This window comes from Cryobacterium sp. TMT4-31, from assembly GCF_004403385.1.
Taxonomy (GTDB): Bacteria; Actinomycetota; Actinomycetes; order Actinomycetales; family Microbacteriaceae; genus Cryobacterium; species Cryobacterium zongtaii.
The window spans coordinates 48129-64028 of sequence record NZ_SOGI01000027.1; the positions used below are offsets into that span (position 1 = coordinate 48129).

At 68.9% G+C, this 15900-nt stretch carries 15 protein-coding genes; 11 read left to right on the plus strand and 4 right to left on the minus strand.

The window, feature by feature from the left end:
- Positions 1-28 precede the first annotated feature (28 nt).
- Together ffh and E3T19_RS05950 are read right to left on the minus strand one after the other, a co-directional pair.
- The gene (gene ffh / locus E3T19_RS05945; RefSeq protein ID WP_088456479.1) at positions 29-1594 is read right to left on the minus strand and encodes a signal recognition particle protein; all 1566 of its coding nucleotides are present in this window, start codon (positions 1592-1594) and stop codon (positions 29-31) included.
- 12 nt (positions 1595-1606) lie between these two features.
- Entirely contained in the window at positions 1607-2215 is a 609-nt protein-coding gene (locus tag E3T19_RS05950; protein WP_088456480.1) for a TetR family transcriptional regulator, read from the minus strand.
- A 48-nt stretch (positions 2216-2263) separates the two neighbouring features.
- Between E3T19_RS05950 and E3T19_RS05955 the strand changes: the two genes are divergently transcribed.
- Positions 2264-3775 carry an MFS transporter gene (locus E3T19_RS05955; RefSeq protein ID WP_134408339.1) on the plus strand — a complete coding sequence of 504 codons (1512 nt, stop codon included), beginning with the start codon at positions 2264-2266 and terminating at the stop codon, positions 3773-3775.
- A 73-nt stretch (positions 3776-3848) separates the two neighbouring features.
- Here E3T19_RS05955 and E3T19_RS05960 read toward each other — a convergent pair whose 3' ends face one another.
- Both E3T19_RS05960 and ftsY read right to left on the minus strand, forming a co-directional pair.
- Positions 3849-4355 carry a DUF2004 domain-containing protein gene (locus E3T19_RS05960; protein ID WP_088456482.1) on the minus strand — a complete coding sequence of 169 codons (507 nt, stop codon included), beginning with the start codon at positions 4353-4355 and terminating at the stop codon, positions 3849-3851.
- 10 nt (positions 4356-4365) lie between these two features.
- A complete protein-coding gene (gene ftsY, locus E3T19_RS05965; protein WP_088456483.1) occupies positions 4366-5241 on the minus strand; it encodes a signal recognition particle-docking protein FtsY in 876 nt (291 codons plus the stop codon).
- Between the two features lie 141 nt (positions 5242-5382).
- Here ftsY and E3T19_RS05970 point away from each other — a divergent pair, with 141 nt between their 5' ends.
- The 10 genes from E3T19_RS05970 (at position 5383) to E3T19_RS06015 (ending at position 15796) form a co-directional block, all read left to right on the plus strand.
- Complete coding sequence (locus tag E3T19_RS05970; protein ID WP_134408340.1) at positions 5383-7185, plus strand: nitrite/sulfite reductase; 1803 nt, start codon at positions 5383-5385, stop codon at positions 7183-7185.
- On the plus strand, positions 7182-7907 hold the full coding sequence (locus E3T19_RS05975; RefSeq protein WP_088456485.1) for a phosphoadenylyl-sulfate reductase: 726 nt from the start codon (positions 7182-7184) through the stop codon (positions 7905-7907). The genes E3T19_RS05970 and E3T19_RS05975 overlap by 4 nt, the downstream gene beginning before the upstream one ends.
- Positions 7889-8860, plus strand: coding sequence for a sulfate adenylyltransferase subunit CysD (gene cysD, locus E3T19_RS05980; protein ID WP_134408341.1), 972 nt, complete (start codon positions 7889-7891; stop codon positions 8858-8860). Before E3T19_RS05975 ends, cysD begins: the two co-directional genes overlap by 19 nt.
- Positions 8860-10233, plus strand: coding sequence for a sulfate adenylyltransferase subunit 1 (locus E3T19_RS05985; RefSeq protein WP_088456487.1), 1374 nt, complete (start codon positions 8860-8862; stop codon positions 10231-10233). Before cysD ends, E3T19_RS05985 begins: the two co-directional genes overlap by 1 nt.
- Complete coding sequence (locus E3T19_RS05990) at positions 10230-11303, plus strand: ABC transporter substrate-binding protein (protein WP_134408342.1); 1074 nt, start codon at positions 10230-10232, stop codon at positions 11301-11303. Before E3T19_RS05985 ends, E3T19_RS05990 begins: the two co-directional genes overlap by 4 nt.
- 53 nt (positions 11304-11356) lie before the next feature.
- The gene (locus E3T19_RS05995; RefSeq protein WP_198414946.1) at positions 11357-12097 is read left to right on the plus strand and encodes an ABC transporter ATP-binding protein; all 741 of its coding nucleotides are present in this window, start codon (positions 11357-11359) and stop codon (positions 12095-12097) included.
- Positions 12087-13007 (plus strand): ABC transporter permease, encoded by a 921-nt coding sequence (locus tag E3T19_RS06000; protein ID WP_088456490.1) that lies wholly within the window; start codon positions 12087-12089, stop codon positions 13005-13007. Before E3T19_RS05995 ends, E3T19_RS06000 begins: the two co-directional genes overlap by 11 nt.
- Before the next feature lie 71 nt (positions 13008-13078).
- On the plus strand, positions 13079-14485 hold the full coding sequence (locus E3T19_RS06005) for an FAD-dependent oxidoreductase (RefSeq protein WP_088456491.1): 1407 nt from the start codon (positions 13079-13081) through the stop codon (positions 14483-14485).
- Positions 14482-14811 carry a ferredoxin gene (gene fdxA / locus E3T19_RS06010; protein WP_088456492.1) on the plus strand — a complete coding sequence of 110 codons (330 nt, stop codon included), beginning with the start codon at positions 14482-14484 and terminating at the stop codon, positions 14809-14811. The genes E3T19_RS06005 and fdxA overlap by 4 nt, the downstream gene beginning before the upstream one ends.
- The gene (locus E3T19_RS06015) at positions 14804-15796 is read left to right on the plus strand and encodes an NAD(P)/FAD-dependent oxidoreductase (protein ID WP_240632196.1); all 993 of its coding nucleotides are present in this window, start codon (positions 14804-14806) and stop codon (positions 15794-15796) included. Before fdxA ends, E3T19_RS06015 begins: the two co-directional genes overlap by 8 nt.
- Positions 15797-15900 lie beyond the last annotated feature (104 nt).

The following is a 15900-nucleotide window of genomic DNA, read 5'->3' on the forward strand; positions in this document are numbered from 1 at the left end:
CGACGCCGGCATGCGACATCCGGGCGCTTTAGCGGCCGAGCATCTTCTGCAGTGCCGCCATCTCCTCGGCCGACGGTCCGCCGGCCTTGGCTCCGCCGCCCAGACCGAAACCTGAGCCGCCGGCGGCGGGAGCGCCGCCGACCTTTTCACCGGAGGCGATTGCCGCATTCTCCGCGGCACGCTTGGCCGGGTTGCCCGACTTCGAGCCCTTCTTTTTCTGCTGCACCTGGGGACGCTTGCCGCCCATACCGCCGGGGATCGGACCCATGCCGGGGATGTTGGGCATGCCGCCCTTGGCCACGGTCTTCATCATCTTGGCGGCCTGTTCGAACCGCTGCACGAGCTGGTTCACCTCGGTGACGGTCGACCCGGAACCGCGCGCGATGCGGAGGCGCCGTGAACCGTTCAGGAGCTTGGGTGTGACCCGCTCGGCCTTGGTCATCGACTGGATGATCGCTTCGGTGCGCACGATCTCCCGCTCGTCGAAGTTGTCCAGCTGCTGCTTCATGGCGCCGGCGCCGGGCAGCATGCCCATCATCTTCTTGATCGAGCCCATGTTGCGCAGCTGCTGCATCTGGCCGAGGAAGTCGTCGAGGGTGAAGGTGTCGGTGGAGAACTTCTCCGCGATCTTGCGCGCTTCGTCCTCATCGAACGCACCCTGAGCCTGCTCGATCAGTGTGAGGATGTCACCGAGGTCGAGGATCCGGCTGGCCATGCGGTCGGGGTGGAACGGTTCGAAGTCGTCCAGGCCCTCTCCCGTGGACGCGAACATGATCGGTCGGCCGGTGATCGACGCCACCGACAGTGCCGCACCACCGCGGGCGTCGCCGTCGAGCTTGGACAGCACGACACCGGTGAAGTCGACGCCGTCCTGGAATGCACGGGCCGTCGCCACTGCGTCCTGACCGATCATGGCGTCGATGACGAAGAGCACCTCGTCGGGGTCGATGGCCTTGCGGATGTCCGCGGCCTGCTTCATCATCTCGGCGTCGACGCCGAGACGTCCTGCGGTGTCGACGATGACCACGTCGTGCAGCTTCTGCTGAGCGAACTTGACGCCGTCGCGGGCCACCTTGACCGGGTTGCCGACGCCGTTGCCGGGCTCGGGGGCGTACACGGGCACACCCGCCTGCGCTCCGACGACCTCGAGCTGGGTGACGGCGTTGGGACGCTGCAGGTCGGCGGCGACCAGGATCGGCGTGTGGCCGTCCTTTGCCAGCCACTTGGCGAGCTTGCCGGCCAGGGTGGTCTTACCCGCACCCTGGAGACCGGCGAGCATGATGATGGTCGGCGGCTTCTTCGCGAATTCCAGGCGGCGCTGCTGGCCACCGAGAATCTGGATGAGCTCCTCGTTGACGATCTGCACGACCTGCTGGGCCGGATTCAGCGCCTTGCTGACCTCGTCGCCGAGGGCGCGTTCGCGCACCTTGCCGGTGAAGTCCTTGACCACTTCAAGCGCCACGTCGGCGTCGAGAAGGGCGCGCCGGATCTCGCGGACGGTGCCGTCGACATCCGCGGCGCTGAGCTTGCCCTTGGTGCGGAGATTTTTAAACGTCTCGGCGAGGCGATCTGAGAGGTTTCCAAAAGTAGCCATTGTGGTCTTAGTTTAACCGATCAATCGTTCGACAGCGCGCACCGCACTGGCCCGCCGGGCGGCGACGGTGGCGGGATCCGGCGCCCGGGCGGCGGCCAGGGCGGCGGCAGGCTCGTGGATCCAGCACGAGACGATCCCGAACACGAGGGCGTTGAGGTGGTCGGGGTCCCAGGATGCGTCGACGCTTCCGCCCGCCTGCAGTGCGATGACCGCGCGGACCCGCTCGGCGTGGAAATCCTCGACGAGGGCCAGCGGCGGGTTGATCAGGTCCTGGCCCTCCAGATTGGCCCAGTCGATCATCCGCAGGTACTCCGGATGCGCGACCGAGTAGTCGTAGAGTGCGCCCGCGAACTCGGGCAGGGACTCCCCTGCGCCCGGCTCCACCGCGCTCGCAAACTCGATCAGGTTCAGTTCCAGGACCGCGCTGAAGAGGTCCGCCTTGTGCCGGTAGTAGGCGTAGAGGCGCTCCTTACTGGCCGAGGCGTTGCGGGCGATCCGGTCGATGCGGGCACCGGCGAGCCCGTAAGCGGCGAATTCCACCCTCGCGGCCTCGAGGATGCGCTGACGTGTGGGCGCTGGCTCCGTCGGCGGCAGCCCGGACGGTGAATCGACTCTTTTCATGCCAACAGTGTAACAAAACGAACTAGTTCGTTTGGTATAGTTCTCGGCATGTCACAATCGAGCGCGACCGGCGTTTCCCCGGTTTCCACCCCTCCATCGCCCGACTCCTCTACCGAAGCCCACGCTCACCACCCCCGCCGGTGGTGGCTGCTGGCCATCGTGGCCCTCGCCCAGCTGACCGTCGTGCTCGACGGCACCATCGTCAACATCGCCCTCCCTCACGCCCAGAGCGACCTCGGCATGAGCGACGGCGACCGCACCTGGGTCGTCACCCTCTATGCCCTGGTCTTCGGCGCGCTGCTGCTCCTCGGCGGCCGCATTGCCGACTACTGGGGCCGCAAGCGCTCCTTCATCGTGGGCATGGCCGGCTTCGCGGTCGCCTCCACGCTCGGCGGCATGGCGCAGAGCACCTGGGAACTCCTGGCAGCCCGCGGCCTGCAGGGCCTGTTCGCCGCGCTACTGGCCCCGGCCTCGCTGGCCCTGCTCACGGTCAATTTCCCCGGTGGCAAGGACCGTATCAAGGCCTTCTCGGTCTACGGTGCGATCGCCGGCGGTGGCGCCGCGGTGGGCCTGGTGCTCGGCGGGGTGCTCACCGAGTACGCCAGCTGGCGCTGGTGCCTGCTCGTGAACGTGCCGATCGCGATCATCGCCATCGCCGCGGCCATCCCGATCATCCGGGAGAGCAAGGCCCACGGCAACACCCGGTACGACGTGCCCGGCGCGATTCTGGTTGCTCTCGGACTCGGTTCGCTGGTCTTCGGATTCGCCCAGGCCGAGAACGGCTGGTCGGCCTGGCAGGTCCTCGTCTTCATCCCGCTGGGCGTCGTGCTCCTGGGCCTCTTCGTGCTCGTCGAGAGCCGGTCCAACCACCCGCTGCTGCCGCTGCGGATCCTGGCCGACAAGGTGCGCGGAGGCGCGTTCATCACCGGCACGCTCACCGGCGCCGCACTGCTGGGCGGCCTGCTCTTCCTCACCTTCCACCTGCAGATCGTGCTGGGCTTCTCGCCGCTGGAATCCGGACTGGCCTCCCTGCCGATGACCGCGACGATCATGGTCGGCGCCACTGTGCTGTCCAAGTTCCTGCCCCGCATCGGCGTTCGCGTGCCGATGACCGTGGGACCTGTCGTCGTGGCCGCCGGGCTGTTCTATCTCTCCCGCATCACCGTCGACGGCAGCTATGTCGTTGAGGTGCTGCCCGGCCTCATTCTGATGGGTGCGGGCCTGGCGATGATCTTTGTGCCACTGCAAAACGTGGCACTGGCCGGCATCGACGCCCACGACGCCGGCGCCGCCAGCGCCGCGGTCACCGCCGTGCAGCAGATCGGCGGATCGATCGGCTCCGCGGTCTTCACAGTGCTCTACACCTCGGCCATTGCGGCCTCGCTGGCCGGCGGCGACGGCACCCCCGTCGCCCAGCTGGAGGCCTTCGTCGACGGCTATCAGGCCGCCTTCTTCTGGGCCGCCGTGGGCGTGTTGGTGGCCGCCCCCGTCGCGTTCTTCATGGTGCGCCCGAAGCCGGAGGACCTGCTCGGCACCGAGTCGGCCATGCACCTGGGCTGAATCGCCACGCTCCGCACACATCGAAGGCCCCCGGATCGCTCCGGGGGCCTTCGGTATGTGACGAGGCCGAATATCAGCTGTCGGCGGCGATCACGATGGTGTCGCCGTGTACGTCCAGGGTCACAACGAGCAGGGCATCGGTCTCGTGCGGGCTGATCGAGTAGTCGAGCACCGCGAAATGCTGGTCGTTGCCGACGTGATGCGGGTGGAACCCGATGCGCTGCAACTGGAGAGAGCGCAGGTAATCGATCTGCTTGTCCCCGGAGTCCCAGATCAGGGCGTCCTCGAGCACCTCGGCGTCGAGCTCCTCGAACTGCGCGACGATGAACTGGCTGGTGACCGAGACCTCGGCGCTCAGATCGGCGACGAGTGATTCGCGAGCCTGCGAATCGAGGTCTTCCAGGGCGTTGATCATGGCCGCGACGATATCGAGGGCCTCAACCGACACCGAGTCTTCGTCGGGTGAGCTCACGTCGATTTCGACGTTCTGGTCACCCAGCTCAGCGGTATCGGACCAGTACACCTCGCCGCTGTCGTCGTCGCTGCCGAGGATTCCGAAAAAGTCATGTTCGATGGTCATGAGGGGCGTCCTATCCGACGAGTTTTTGTGCGAAAACGTGCGGGGTGAAACCGGTGAGGTCGTTGATTCCCTCACCCTGCCCGACGAGTTTGATGGGAATTCCTGTTTTTTCCTGAACGGCCAGGACAAAACCGCCCTTGGCCGACCCGTCGAGCTTGGTCAGCACGAGGCCGGTCACCCCGGCGTGCTCGATGAATGCCTCCGCCTGCGCGAGACCGTTCTGGCCGGTCGTGGCATCCAGCACCAGGAGCACCTCGGAGATCGGGGTCTGCTTCTCGATGACCCGACGGATCTTGGTGAGCTCATCCATCAGCCCGCCCTTGGTCTGCAACCGGCCGGCGGTGTCGATGATCACGATCTCGGTACCCGTGTTGACGGCACGTTCGACGGTCTGAAAGGCAACGGATGCCGGGTCCTGGCCCTGGGCCTGCGGTTTCACGATGTCCGCGCCGGCCCGTTCCGCCCAGGTGGCGAGCTGCTCCACAGCGGCGGCACGGAAGGTGTCGGCGGCCCCGATCAGGACGCTGCGGTCGTGGACGCGCAGGAACTTGGCGAATTTTCCGATGGTGGTGGTCTTCCCCACCCCGTTGACACCGACCACGAGCACCACGGCAGGCCGGGCGCTGAGGTTCAGCGTGGGATCGAGCTTCGCCAGGCGCTCCTCGATGCCCTCGCGGAGCATCCGGTGCAGGTCCTTGGGGTCCGTGGTGTTGTACCGCGACACCTTGGCGCGCAGCTCTGCCACGATCGCATCGGTGATGTCGGGGCCGAAATCGGCCTGGATCAACGAGTCCTCGAGGTCATCCCAGGTATCGGCGTCGATGGTTTTCTTCGCGAACACTCCGCGCAATGCGCCGGAGAGGGACCACGGGGTGCGTTCTGCCATGCCCCTAGCCTATGGCTCGGCTGCCGACCCCGCCGTCGACGCCGGGCACCAGTGCGCACCGCGACACCATATTCACTCGGGGCGTCGGCCGCGCCTTCGTGACGCCCCGCTACGGAGCGTGACCGGCTGTGACGCCTCGCCATGACGTTGCGGCGCAGGCTCGGTAGATTTCCCAGCACGCCGCGCAGCCTGGCGGAGCAGCGCCCGCGTTCAACGAGGAGGACCTCAGTGCCACAGAGCCAGACCACCCAGCCGCAGACCGAGGCCGGCCATCGTCCGCGACCCGCCTCCCGGCCGAACGGCCAGTGGAAAGTCGACGGCACCGAGCCGCTCAACGGCAACGAGGCCTGGAAGCAAGTAGACAACGGGCTGAACGTGCGCGAGCGGATCGAGAAGATCTATTCCCGAGACGGGTTCGACTCCATCGAAAGCACGGACCTGCACGGCCGGTTCCGTTGGTGGGGCCTCTACACTCAGCGCAAGCCCGGTATCGACGGCGGAAAGACCGCGACCCTCGAACCCCACGAACTCGAAGACGCCTATTTCATGCTGCGGGTGCGCATCGACGGCGGCCAGCTCAGCACCGGCCAGCTGAGGGTCATCGGTCAGATCTCCGAGGAATTCGCCCGGGACACCGCCGATCTCACCGACCGGCAGAACATCCAGCTGCACTGGATCCGGGTCGAGGACGTTCCCGAAATCTGGCGCCGCCTCGAGGCCGTCGGCCTGCAGACCACCGAAGCCTGCGGCGATGTGCCTCGCGTGGTGCTCGGCTCCCCCGTCGCCGGCATCGCCGTCGACGAACTCCTCGACCCGACTGGCACGATCGCCGACATCACGGCGCGGTACATCGGGGTCCCCGAACTCGCGAACCTCCCCCGCAAGTTCAAGACCGCTCTGACCGGGCACCCGAGCCAGGATGTTGTGCACGAGATCAACGACGTCGGCTTCGTCGCCCTGCGGCATCCGGAGCTCGGCCTCGGTTACGACCTCTGGGTGGGTGGCGGCCTCTCGGCCAACCCCCGGCTCGGCGAGCGCCTGGGTGCCTTCGTCTCACCCGAGAAGGTCGCCGACGTGTGGCTCGGCGTTGCCTCCATCTTCCGCGACTACGGGTACCGGCGCCTGCGCAACAAGGCCAGGTTGAAGTTCCTGCTGGCGGACTGGGGGCCGGAGAAATTCCGTCAGGTCCTTGAAGACGAGTATCTGTTCGAGGCACTGCCCGACGGCCCGCCCGCCCCGACGCCGACCCAGCACGGTGACCACATCGGCGTGCACAAGCAGATCGACGGCCGGTTCTACATCGGTGTCACCCCGTTTGTCGGCCGGGTCTCCGGCACCATGCTCACACGACTCGCCGACCTCCTCGAGCAGCACGGCTCCGGGCGGCTGCGCACCACGCCGCACCAGAAACTCGTACTTCTGGACATCCGAGAAGAAGACGTCGAACCGCTCATCACCGCCCTCGACACGCTCGGCCTCGCCGCCCGCCCCAGCCTGTTCCGCCGTACGACCATCGCCTGCACCGGCATCGAGTTCTGCAAGCTCGCCATCGTCGAGACCAAGCAGACCGCGACCGACGCCGTTCTCGAACTCGAGAAACGCTTGGCCGGCATCGACGTGCCGCAACCGATCAGCCTGCACGTGAACGGCTGCCCCAACTCCTGCGCCCGCATCCAGACCGCCGACATCGGCCTCAAAGGCCAGCTCCTCGCCGACGGGAACGGCGGCCAGGTCCCCGGTTTCCAGGTGCACCTCGGCGGGGGCCTGGCCTCCGTCGGCCGCGATGAGGCCGGCCTCGGCCGCACCGTGCGTGGTCTCAAGGTCACCGCAGACGACCTCGCGGACTATGTGGAGCGCATCGTCCTCCGTTTCCTGGCCGACAGGGGTGACACCGAGACCTTCGCGGTCTGGGCGCACCGCGCAAACGAGGAGGCTCTGTTATGAGCAGCACCGGCACTCCCACGAGCACCCGCCGCTCCCCCGACGAGCTGCGCGCCCTGGCCGCGGCCGGCGCTGCCGAGCTGGACGAGGCATCCGCCGACGAGGTCATCGCCTGGGTGGCCCGCAACTTCGGCGCGGAGGCCGCCGCGGTCGCCTGCTCGATGGCCGACGCCGTGCTCCCCCACGCCGTGTCCCGGCGACTGCCCGGCGTTGACGTGCTTTTCCTCGACACCGGCTACCACTTCGCCCAGACCCACGACACCCGGGGCGACGTGGCCAGGCTGCTGCCCGTACGCATAGTCGACGTGCTGCCCGAGCGCACGGTGACCGAGCAGGACGCCGAGCACGGTTCCGAGCTGTTCGCCAGGGACCCGAACCTGTGCTGCGCGCTGCGCAAGGTCGATCCCCTGCACCGGGTGCTCGGTGGCTACGAGGTCTGGTTCACCGGCGTACGCCGCGACGAGGCGCCCACCCGGGCGAACACGCCGCTGATCGCCTGGGACGAACGTAACGGCCTCGTCAAGGTCAATCCGCTCGCCGCCTGGAGCTTCGAGGACATCCTGGACTACGCCGGCACGCACAACGTGCCGATCAATCCGCTGATGGCCCAGGGCTACCCCTCCATCGGCTGCGCGCCGTGCACCAAACCCGTCGCCGAAGGCGACGATCCCCGATCCGGACGCTGGGCCAGCCTGGCGAAGACAGAATGCGGACTCCACCTGTGAACGCTCTCCCCGCCCCCACCATCGACCGCGCCATCGACCGCGCCGCTTCCACCGACAGCACCGGGTTGAGCCAGCTCGACGTGCTCGAGAGCGAGGCGATACACATCATCCGTGAGGTGGTCGCCGAGTTCGAACGCCCCGTGCTGCTGTTCTCCGGCGGCAAGGACTCGGTGGTCGTGCTGCACCTGGCCGCGAAGGCGTTCTGGCCGGGGAAGGTGCCGTTCCCGCTCCTGCACGTGGACACCGGGCACAACTTTCCCGAGGTCCTCGAGTTCCGTGACGAGACCGTGGCCCGTCTGGGTCTCCGCCTCGAGGTGGCCAGGGTGCAGGACTATATCGACGACGGCCGCCTGACGGAACGCGCCGACGGCACCCGCAACCCCCTGCAGACGTTGCCGCTGCTCGACGCGATCGCCGCCGGCCGCCACGACGCCGTCTTCGGCGGTGCCCGCCGCGACGAGGACAAGGCCCGTGCGAAGGAGCGCATCCTCTCGCTCCGCGACGAGTTCGGCCAGTGGGACCCGCGCAACCAGCGCCCCGAACTCTGGAACCTCTACAACGGCCGCCACACTGTGGGCCAGCACGTACGGGCGTTCCCGATCAGCAACTGGACCGAGCTCAACGTCTGGCGTTACATCGAGCGGGAGGGCATCAGGCTGCCCCCGCTGTACTACGCGCACGAGCGCGAGGTCTACCGTCGCGACGGCATGTGGCGCGCCGTCGGCCCGGTCAGCGCCCCGCTGGCCAATGAGACCGTCGTCTCGCGCACGGTCAGGTACCGCACCGTGGGCGACATGAGCTGCACCGGCGCCGTCGACTCCGACGCCGCATCCGTGCAGGACGTCGTACGCGAAATCGCCGTGAGCACCATCACCGAACGCGGCGCGACCCGCGCCGATGACCGGATCTCAGAAGCCGCCATGGAAGATCGCAAGAAGGACGGGTATTTCTAATGACTCAGGTACAGCTCGAACGTTCAGAGGGCACCCTCTTCAGATTCGCGACCGCCGGTTCCGTCGACGACGGCAAGTCCACCCTGGTCGGCCGGCTGCTGCACGATTCGAAGGCGATCCTCGCCGACCAGCTCGACACCGTCACCCGTACCTCCACCGAGCGCGGCTTCGGCGGCGCGGCCGGCGGCATCGATTTTGCGCTGCTCACCGACGGGCTCCGGGCCGAGCGCGAGCAGGGCATCACCATCGACGTTGCCTACCGGTACTTCGCCACCGATCAGCGCTCGTTCATCCTGGCCGATTGCCCCGGCCACGTTCAGTACACCCGCAACATGGTCACCGGCGCCACCACGGCGGATGCCGTCATCATGCTCATCGACGCGCGCAAGGGCGTGCTCGAACAGACTCGAAGGCACCTGTCCGTCGTGAAACTGCTGCGGGTGCCCCACATCGTCATCGCGGTGAACAAGATCGATCTGCAGGATTACGACGAGGCCGCGTTCGGCGCTGTCGCCGCGGCCGTGCGCCGGGTCACCGACGAGCTGGGGTTGGGCGCTGTGCACGTCATCCCGGTTTCGGCCCTCGTGGGCGACAACGTCGTCGAGAGGTCGCCGAACACGCCCTGGTACGACGGCCCGAGCCTGCTCGAGCTGTTGGAGACCCTGCCCGCCGCTGACGACGTCGCCACGAATGTGGAGTCGTTCAGGCTGCCGGTGCAGCTCGTGCTGCGCCCCCAGGGCGCCGTCGCCGTTGCGCCGGAAGACGCCGCGGACTACCGCGACTACCGGGCGTACGCCGGCCAGGTGGCGTCAGGAACCGTGCGGGTGGGCGACACCGTCACGGTGACCCCCGGCGGCGCCAGCACCGTCGTGACCGGCATCGACTTCGCCGGAATCGCACTCGACGAGGCCGTGGCACCGCAGTCGGTCGCCCTGCGGCTGCGCGACGACCTCGACATCGCCCGCGGCGCCGTCATCGGCACGGCCGGCACCATGCCCGAACCCGTGAAGGAGCTGGCCGCCGACCTGTTCTGGCTCGACCCCCGGGCCCTGCAGCCCGGCGCCCGGGTGCTGGTCAAGTTCGGCACGCACACCGTGCAGGCCATCGTCGGAACCATCACCGGCCGGCTCAACCTGGACACCCTGGACCTCGAAGTCGCTCCAGCGCTCGAGATCAACGACATCGGACAGGTCACCGTGCGGCTGTCCGCCGCCCTCCCGGTGGAAACCTACGCGGCGAACCGAAGAGCCGGCGCGTTCCTGGTGATCCAGCCGCAGGATGGCGCGACACTGGCCGCCGGAATCGTGACGGCTGCCGGGACCAATGCCAGGACGGTTGCCGGGACTGCTGCCGGAACCGGAGGGCAGGCATGAGCGCCCGCACCGCCCGTCCGGCCGGCCGCCTCCTGTTGGCCGCCGCCCTGATTCCAGTGCTGCTGGGCGGATGCTCCGTCTCCCGCAGTGCCGCGGAACCGGCCGGGCCGGCCGCCGAGCTCCGATTGGGCTACTTCGACAACGTCACCCACGCCCCGGCACTGGTCGGGCTGGATCAGGGGCTGCTGGCGGATGCGCTCGGCAACACCACGCTGACCACCCAGGTCTTCGGCGCCGGCCCCGCCGCCATCGAAGCCCTCAGCGCCGGGGCCATCGACGCGGCCTACCTGGGCCCCAACCCCGCGGTGAACAGTTTTGTGCAGAGCTCCGGCCAGTCGGTTCGGATCGTGGCCGGGGCCACCAGCGGCGGGGCCGCGCTGGTCGTGCGACCCGGAATCACCGACGCGAGCGACCTGGCTGGAACCACGATCGCCAGCCCGCAGTTGGGCAACACGCAGGATGTCGCGCTGCGCTCCTGGCTCGGCGAGCAGGGCTACTCGACAAGCACCACCGGCGGCGACGTCGACGTGGATATCGCCCCGACCGACAACGCCCAGGCCCTCACCCTCTTCCAGAGCGGCAAGATCGACGGCGCGTGGCTCCCCGAACCCTGGGTGTCCAGGTTCATCCTCGAGGCCGGTGCCACCGTCCTCGTCGATGAGGCCTCGCTCTGGCCGGACGGCGCGTTCCCGACCACGGTGCTGGTGGTGGGGACCGACTTCCTGGCCGCGCATCCGGAAACCGTGCAGGATCTCGTCGCCGGCCACACGGCATCAGTCGACTGGCTCACCGCCAACCCCGACCAGGCCGCCGCCGCGATCAACCGCACCCTCGTTGCGGACACCGGAACGCCGCTGCCGGACGCAGTTCTCGCCCGCGCCCTCACCGGCGTGACGTTCACGACCGACCCGCTCGCGGCGGCCTTCCCTCCATTGCTGCAGGCCGGAGTCGACGTCGGCACCGCCAAAACCGGGAGCCTGGACGGGCTCTTCGACCTGGCACCGCTGAACAGGGTCCTCACGGCGGCCGGCGGGCAACCGGTCGCCGCTGCCGGGCTCGGAACCGAGTAATCGTGCAGACCGTCACCGACACGCCCCAGGCACCGACCACGCAGCCTCTCGGTGTGACTCCGGCAATCCGCATCGACTCACTCGGCAAACGGTTCGGACCGACCGGCCCTGTCGTTCTGGACAACATCACCCTCACCGTGGCAACCGGCGAGTTCCTCTGCCTGCTCGGCGCCTCCGGCTGCGGCAAATCCACCCTGCTCAACATCATCGCCGGTCTCGAACACCCGACCGAGGGCACGGTCACCGTGACCAGCGGCAACGCGGCGGTGATGTTCCAGGAGTCGGCGCTCTTCCCGTGGCTGACCGCCGGACGCAACGTCGAACTCGCTCTCAAGCTCCGGGGGGTGCCCAGATCCCAGCGCCGCGCCCAGGCCCTGGAGCTGCTCGACCTCGTCAACCTCGCCGATGCCGCCCAGAAACGCCCGCACGAGCTCTCCGGCGGCATGCGCCAGCGAGTGGCCCTGGCCAGGGCCCTCGCCCAGGACCGCAAGGTCCTACTGATGGACGAACCCTTCGCGGCCCTCGACGCCATCACCCGGGACCTGCTGCACGAGGAACTGGAGCGGGTCTGGCGGGAGACCGGCCGCACCATCATCTTCGTCACCCACAACGTGCGCGAGGCCGCCCGGCTCGGCCAGCGGGTGGTGCTCATGTCCTCTCGCCCGGGCCGCATCGCCAACGAATGGCGCATCGACGACACCGGGACCCGGCGGATCGAGTCCCCCGAGGTGTCCCGCCTGGCCATCGAGATCACCGACCAGCTACGAGAGGAGATCCGCCGCAATGCTGCCTGACACCAAGCTGCACAGTTCTTCCGCCGCGCCCCGCAGCGTCGGTGATCACGACGAGCTCCGACGCCTCGAATCAGGTTTGGACGCCCTCCAGACCGTGCCCTTGACCGAGAAGGGCCGCTGGCGCCGGTTTCTCGGCGGGGTGCTGCCACCGGTCCTGCTGGTGGTGGCGCTGATCGTGGCCTGGCAGTTCTACACCGTGATCGCCCAGCCCCGACCCGACCTGGCACCGGGCCCGGTGAACGTGGCCGGGTCGCTTGTCGAGCAGTGGAACGACGGCCGACTGCAGCAGGCGGTTCTCACCAGCCTGTCCCGCGGCGGAGCCGGCTTCCTCATCGCCGTCGCGATCGGTACACCGCTCGGGCTGCTGCTGGCCGAGTGGCGGCTGCTCCGGCGTGCCCTCGGGCCGCTCCTGTCCGGTCTGCAGGTGCTGCCGTCCGTGGCCTGGGTGCCCGCCGCGATCATCTGGTTCGGCCTGACCGACGCCACCGTCTACTTCGTGGTGCTGATGGGCGCCGTCCCGTCGATCGCGAACGGGCTGGTCTCCGGCATCGACCAGGTTCCCCCGCAGCTGCGCAAGGTCGGCACCGTGCTGGGCGCCTCCCGCATCGAACTCGCCACCCTGGTCGTGCTCCCGGCCGCCCTGCCCGGGTACTTCTCCGGGCTCAAACAGGGGTGGGCCTTCGCCTGGCGGTCCCTGATGGCTGCGGAGATCATCGTGGTAGGCGGCTCGATCGGATTCGGGCTCGGCACCATGCTGCAGCAGAGCCGGGAACTCGCCGACCTTTCCGCGGTGCTCGCGACCATCCTGGTCATCCTCGCCGTGGGCATTCTGGTGGAACTGACCGCCTTCGCCCCGCTCGAGCGCCGGCTCCTGCGCCGCCGTGGCCTCACCCCCGGCGCGCGCCGGTAGGCGAACCAGGACCCACCGATTCACCCCACCCCGTCACGCACGTCCGACCCCGCTCTTTCGAAAGGCCACTCATGACCCGGACGCCCTCCGCGCCCCAGCCACTGCGCGTCGCCATCATCGGCGCCGGCCCCGCCGGCATCTACGCCGGCAACATCCTCGGCACGGCCGTGCGGGCGACCGGCGGTGAGGTCGGCATCGACCTGTTCGACACCCTGCCCGCCCCCTACGGCCTGATCCGCTACGGCGTGGCCCCCGACCATCCCCGCATCAAGGGCATCGTCACCTCCCTGCACGAGATGCTCGATGCCGGCACCATCAGGTTCCTCGGCAACGTGGGCTACGGCACCGACCTGAGCCTGGCCGACCTGCGCCGGCACTACCACGCCGTCATCTTCGCCACCGGGGCGATCCGCGACGCCGACCTGCCGATCCCCGGCATCACCCTGCCCGGATCCTACGGAGCGGCCGACTTCGTCTCGTGGTTCGACGGGCATCCGGATGTGCCGCGGGACTGGCCGCTGGACGCCACCGACATCGCGGTGATCGGCAACGGCAACGTGGCCCTCGACGTGGCGCGGATGCTGGCCAAGCACCCCGCCGACCTGCTCAGCACCGACATCCCCGCCAACGTGCACGACGGCCTGGCGGGCTCGCCGGTCACCGACGTGCACGTCTTCGGCCGGCGCGGTCCCGGCCAGGTGAAGTTCACCCCGATAGAGCTGCGCGAACTCGGCGATATCCCCGACGTCGACGTGATCGTCTACGAGGAGGACTTCCCCAGGGACGCCGACTCCGAGGCCCGCCTGGCCGCATCCAGCAACCAGGTCAAGGTGATGAGCCGCACCCTGAACGGCTGGCTCACCCGGGAGCCCACCGGAGCGCCCCGGCGGTTGCACCTGCACTTCCTGCACAGCCCGGTAGAGGTCTACGGCACCGACAGAGTCGAGGGGATGCGCTTCGAACGCACCACGCCGACCGGCGACGGGGGCGTGCGCGGCACCGGGCAGATCCTCGACTACCCGCTGCAGGCCGTCTACCGCGCGGTCGGCTACCGCGGCAGCGCGCTGCCCGATGTGCCCTTCGACGACGCCCGCGGCGTCATCACCAGCGACGAAGGCCGCGTCATCGACGAGCACGGCACGCCCCTGCCCGGGCTCTACACCACGGGCTGGATCAAGCGTGGCCCGGTCGGGCTGATCGGCCACACCAAGGGCGACGCACTGGAGACGATCACCCACCTGGTCGAGGACCTGGCACTGCTGCCTGAACCGGCCGACCCCGCCCAGGACGCCGTCCTGCGACTGCTCGGCGAGCGCGGCATCCGCTACACCACCTGGCCCGGCTGGCTGGCCCTGGACGCCCACGAACGGGCCCTCGGCGATGCCGACCTGTCGGAGGTGACCCGGGAACGGGTGAAGGTCGTGCCCCGCGACGAGCAGGTGCTGATCGCCGCCGAAGTCTCGCTGGTGTCCTCGTGACCTATGTCATCGCGCTGCCTTGCGTGGACGTGAAGGATCGCGCCTGCGTCGACGAGTGCCCGGTCGACTGCATCTACGAGGGCGAACGGTCCCTGTACATCCACCCCGACGAGTGTGTCGACTGCGGCGCCTGCGAACCGGTCTGCCCGGTGGAGGCCATCTACTACGAGGACGACCTGCCCGAAGCCTGGTCCGACTATTACCGGGCCAATGTGGACTTCTTCGTCGAGCTCGGCTCCCCCGGCGGCGCCGCGAAAACCGGTGTGCTCGGCTACGACCACCCGGTCATCGCCGAGCTGCCTCGCCAGGGCGCACTCGGTGGCTGAGGCCCTGGAGCACGACGACCAGGACCGCTACGACTGCGTCGTGATCGGCGCCGGTCCTGCCGGCCTCTCGGCGGCGCTGAACCTGAGCAGGGCCCGCCTCACCGTGCTCGTCATCGACAGCGACCGGCCCCGGAACGCGGCGACCATGATCTCGCACGGCTTCCTCACCAGGGACGGGGTCCCTCCGCACGAGCTGCGCCGGCTGGCCAGGGCAGAGGTCGAGGGCTATCCAGGCGCCCAGATCTTGCGGCGTACCTCGGTGCGCGCGGTCCGGCGAACCCGCGAGCTGTCCGAGGAGGACGACTCGCACCCGTTCACCGTGACGCTCGGAAGCCCGTCAAGTGCCGGTCGAACCGTGGCCAGCCGCGCGGTGCTCGTGGCCACCGGGCTGCGCGAGACGCTTCCGGATGTTCCCAACATCCGCGGGTTCTATGGCATGAGCCTGTTCAGCTGCGCCGCCTGCGACGGCTACGAGCTGGGTGATCAACCGCTGGCCCTGATCGGCGAGACCGAGGACCTGTTCGCCCGGGCGCTCCTGGTCTCCCAGTGGACCCGCACGCTGACGGTGTTCACCAACGGCGCACTCTTCAGCGACGAGACCGGCGCCGTCTCCGCCGGCCAGGAACGGGTGCTGCGCGGGCGCGGCATCAGCGTCGAACGACGCCGCATCACCGACCTCGAAGGCGACCGGGGGCGGCTCGCCTCGGTGCGGGTGTCTGGCGGTGACCGGATCCCGGTCACCGGCGGGTTCGTGCGGCCGCTCTGGCATCCCGCCGTGGAGTTCCTGACCGGGCTGAACGTCGCCGGGGACGCGCACGCCCAGTTGCTCACCGACCGCAACGGGCGCACCAGCGTGCCGGGGCTCTACGCCGCCGGGGACGTCGCGGCGCCCGGACCCCAGCAGCTGATCGTGGCGGCCGGCGCCGGTGCCCGCACGGCCGCGATCATCAGCCAGGACCTGCTGGGGGTAAGCACCGCACACTGACAGGTGCACCGGCGCCCGGGGTGGCGGGCCGCCGCGGTGCTGGGTATCGTCACGGTAGTCGCCGCGCGGGTCGGCCTTGCGTCGGTGAAAGCATCGCCCGTCGA

Coding starts and splice junctions, on each gene's coding strand:
- E3T19_RS05950 (WP_088456480.1), bottom strand. CDS start 2,215: ATGAAAAGAGTCGATTCACCGTCCGGGCTGCCGCCGACGGAGCCAGCG.
- E3T19_RS05970 (WP_134408340.1), top strand. CDS start 5,383: ATGACGTTGCGGCGCAGGCTCGGTAGATTTCCCAGCACGCCGCGCAGC.
- E3T19_RS05955 (WP_134408339.1), top strand. CDS start 2,264: ATGTCACAATCGAGCGCGACCGGCGTTTCCCCGGTTTCCACCCCTCCA.
- ftsY (WP_088456483.1), bottom strand. CDS start 5,241: ATGGCAGAACGCACCCCGTGGTCCCTCTCCGGCGCATTGCGCGGAGTG.
- cysD (WP_134408341.1), top strand. CDS start 7,889: ATGCGGACTCCACCTGTGAACGCTCTCCCCGCCCCCACCATCGACCGC.
- E3T19_RS05985 (WP_088456487.1), top strand. CDS start 8,860: ATGACTCAGGTACAGCTCGAACGTTCAGAGGGCACCCTCTTCAGATTC.
- E3T19_RS05990 (WP_134408342.1), top strand. CDS start 10,230: ATGAGCGCCCGCACCGCCCGTCCGGCCGGCCGCCTCCTGTTGGCCGCC.
- E3T19_RS05975 (WP_088456485.1), top strand. CDS start 7,182: ATGAGCAGCACCGGCACTCCCACGAGCACCCGCCGCTCCCCCGACGAG.
- ffh (WP_088456479.1), bottom strand. CDS start 1,594: ATGGCTACTTTTGGAAACCTCTCAGATCGCCTCGCCGAGACGTTTAAA.
- E3T19_RS06000 (WP_088456490.1), top strand. CDS start 12,087: ATGCTGCCTGACACCAAGCTGCACAGTTCTTCCGCCGCGCCCCGCAGC.
- E3T19_RS06005 (WP_088456491.1), top strand. CDS start 13,079: ATGACCCGGACGCCCTCCGCGCCCCAGCCACTGCGCGTCGCCATCATC.
- E3T19_RS05960 (WP_088456482.1), bottom strand. CDS start 4,355: ATGACCATCGAACATGACTTTTTCGGAATCCTCGGCAGCGACGACGAC.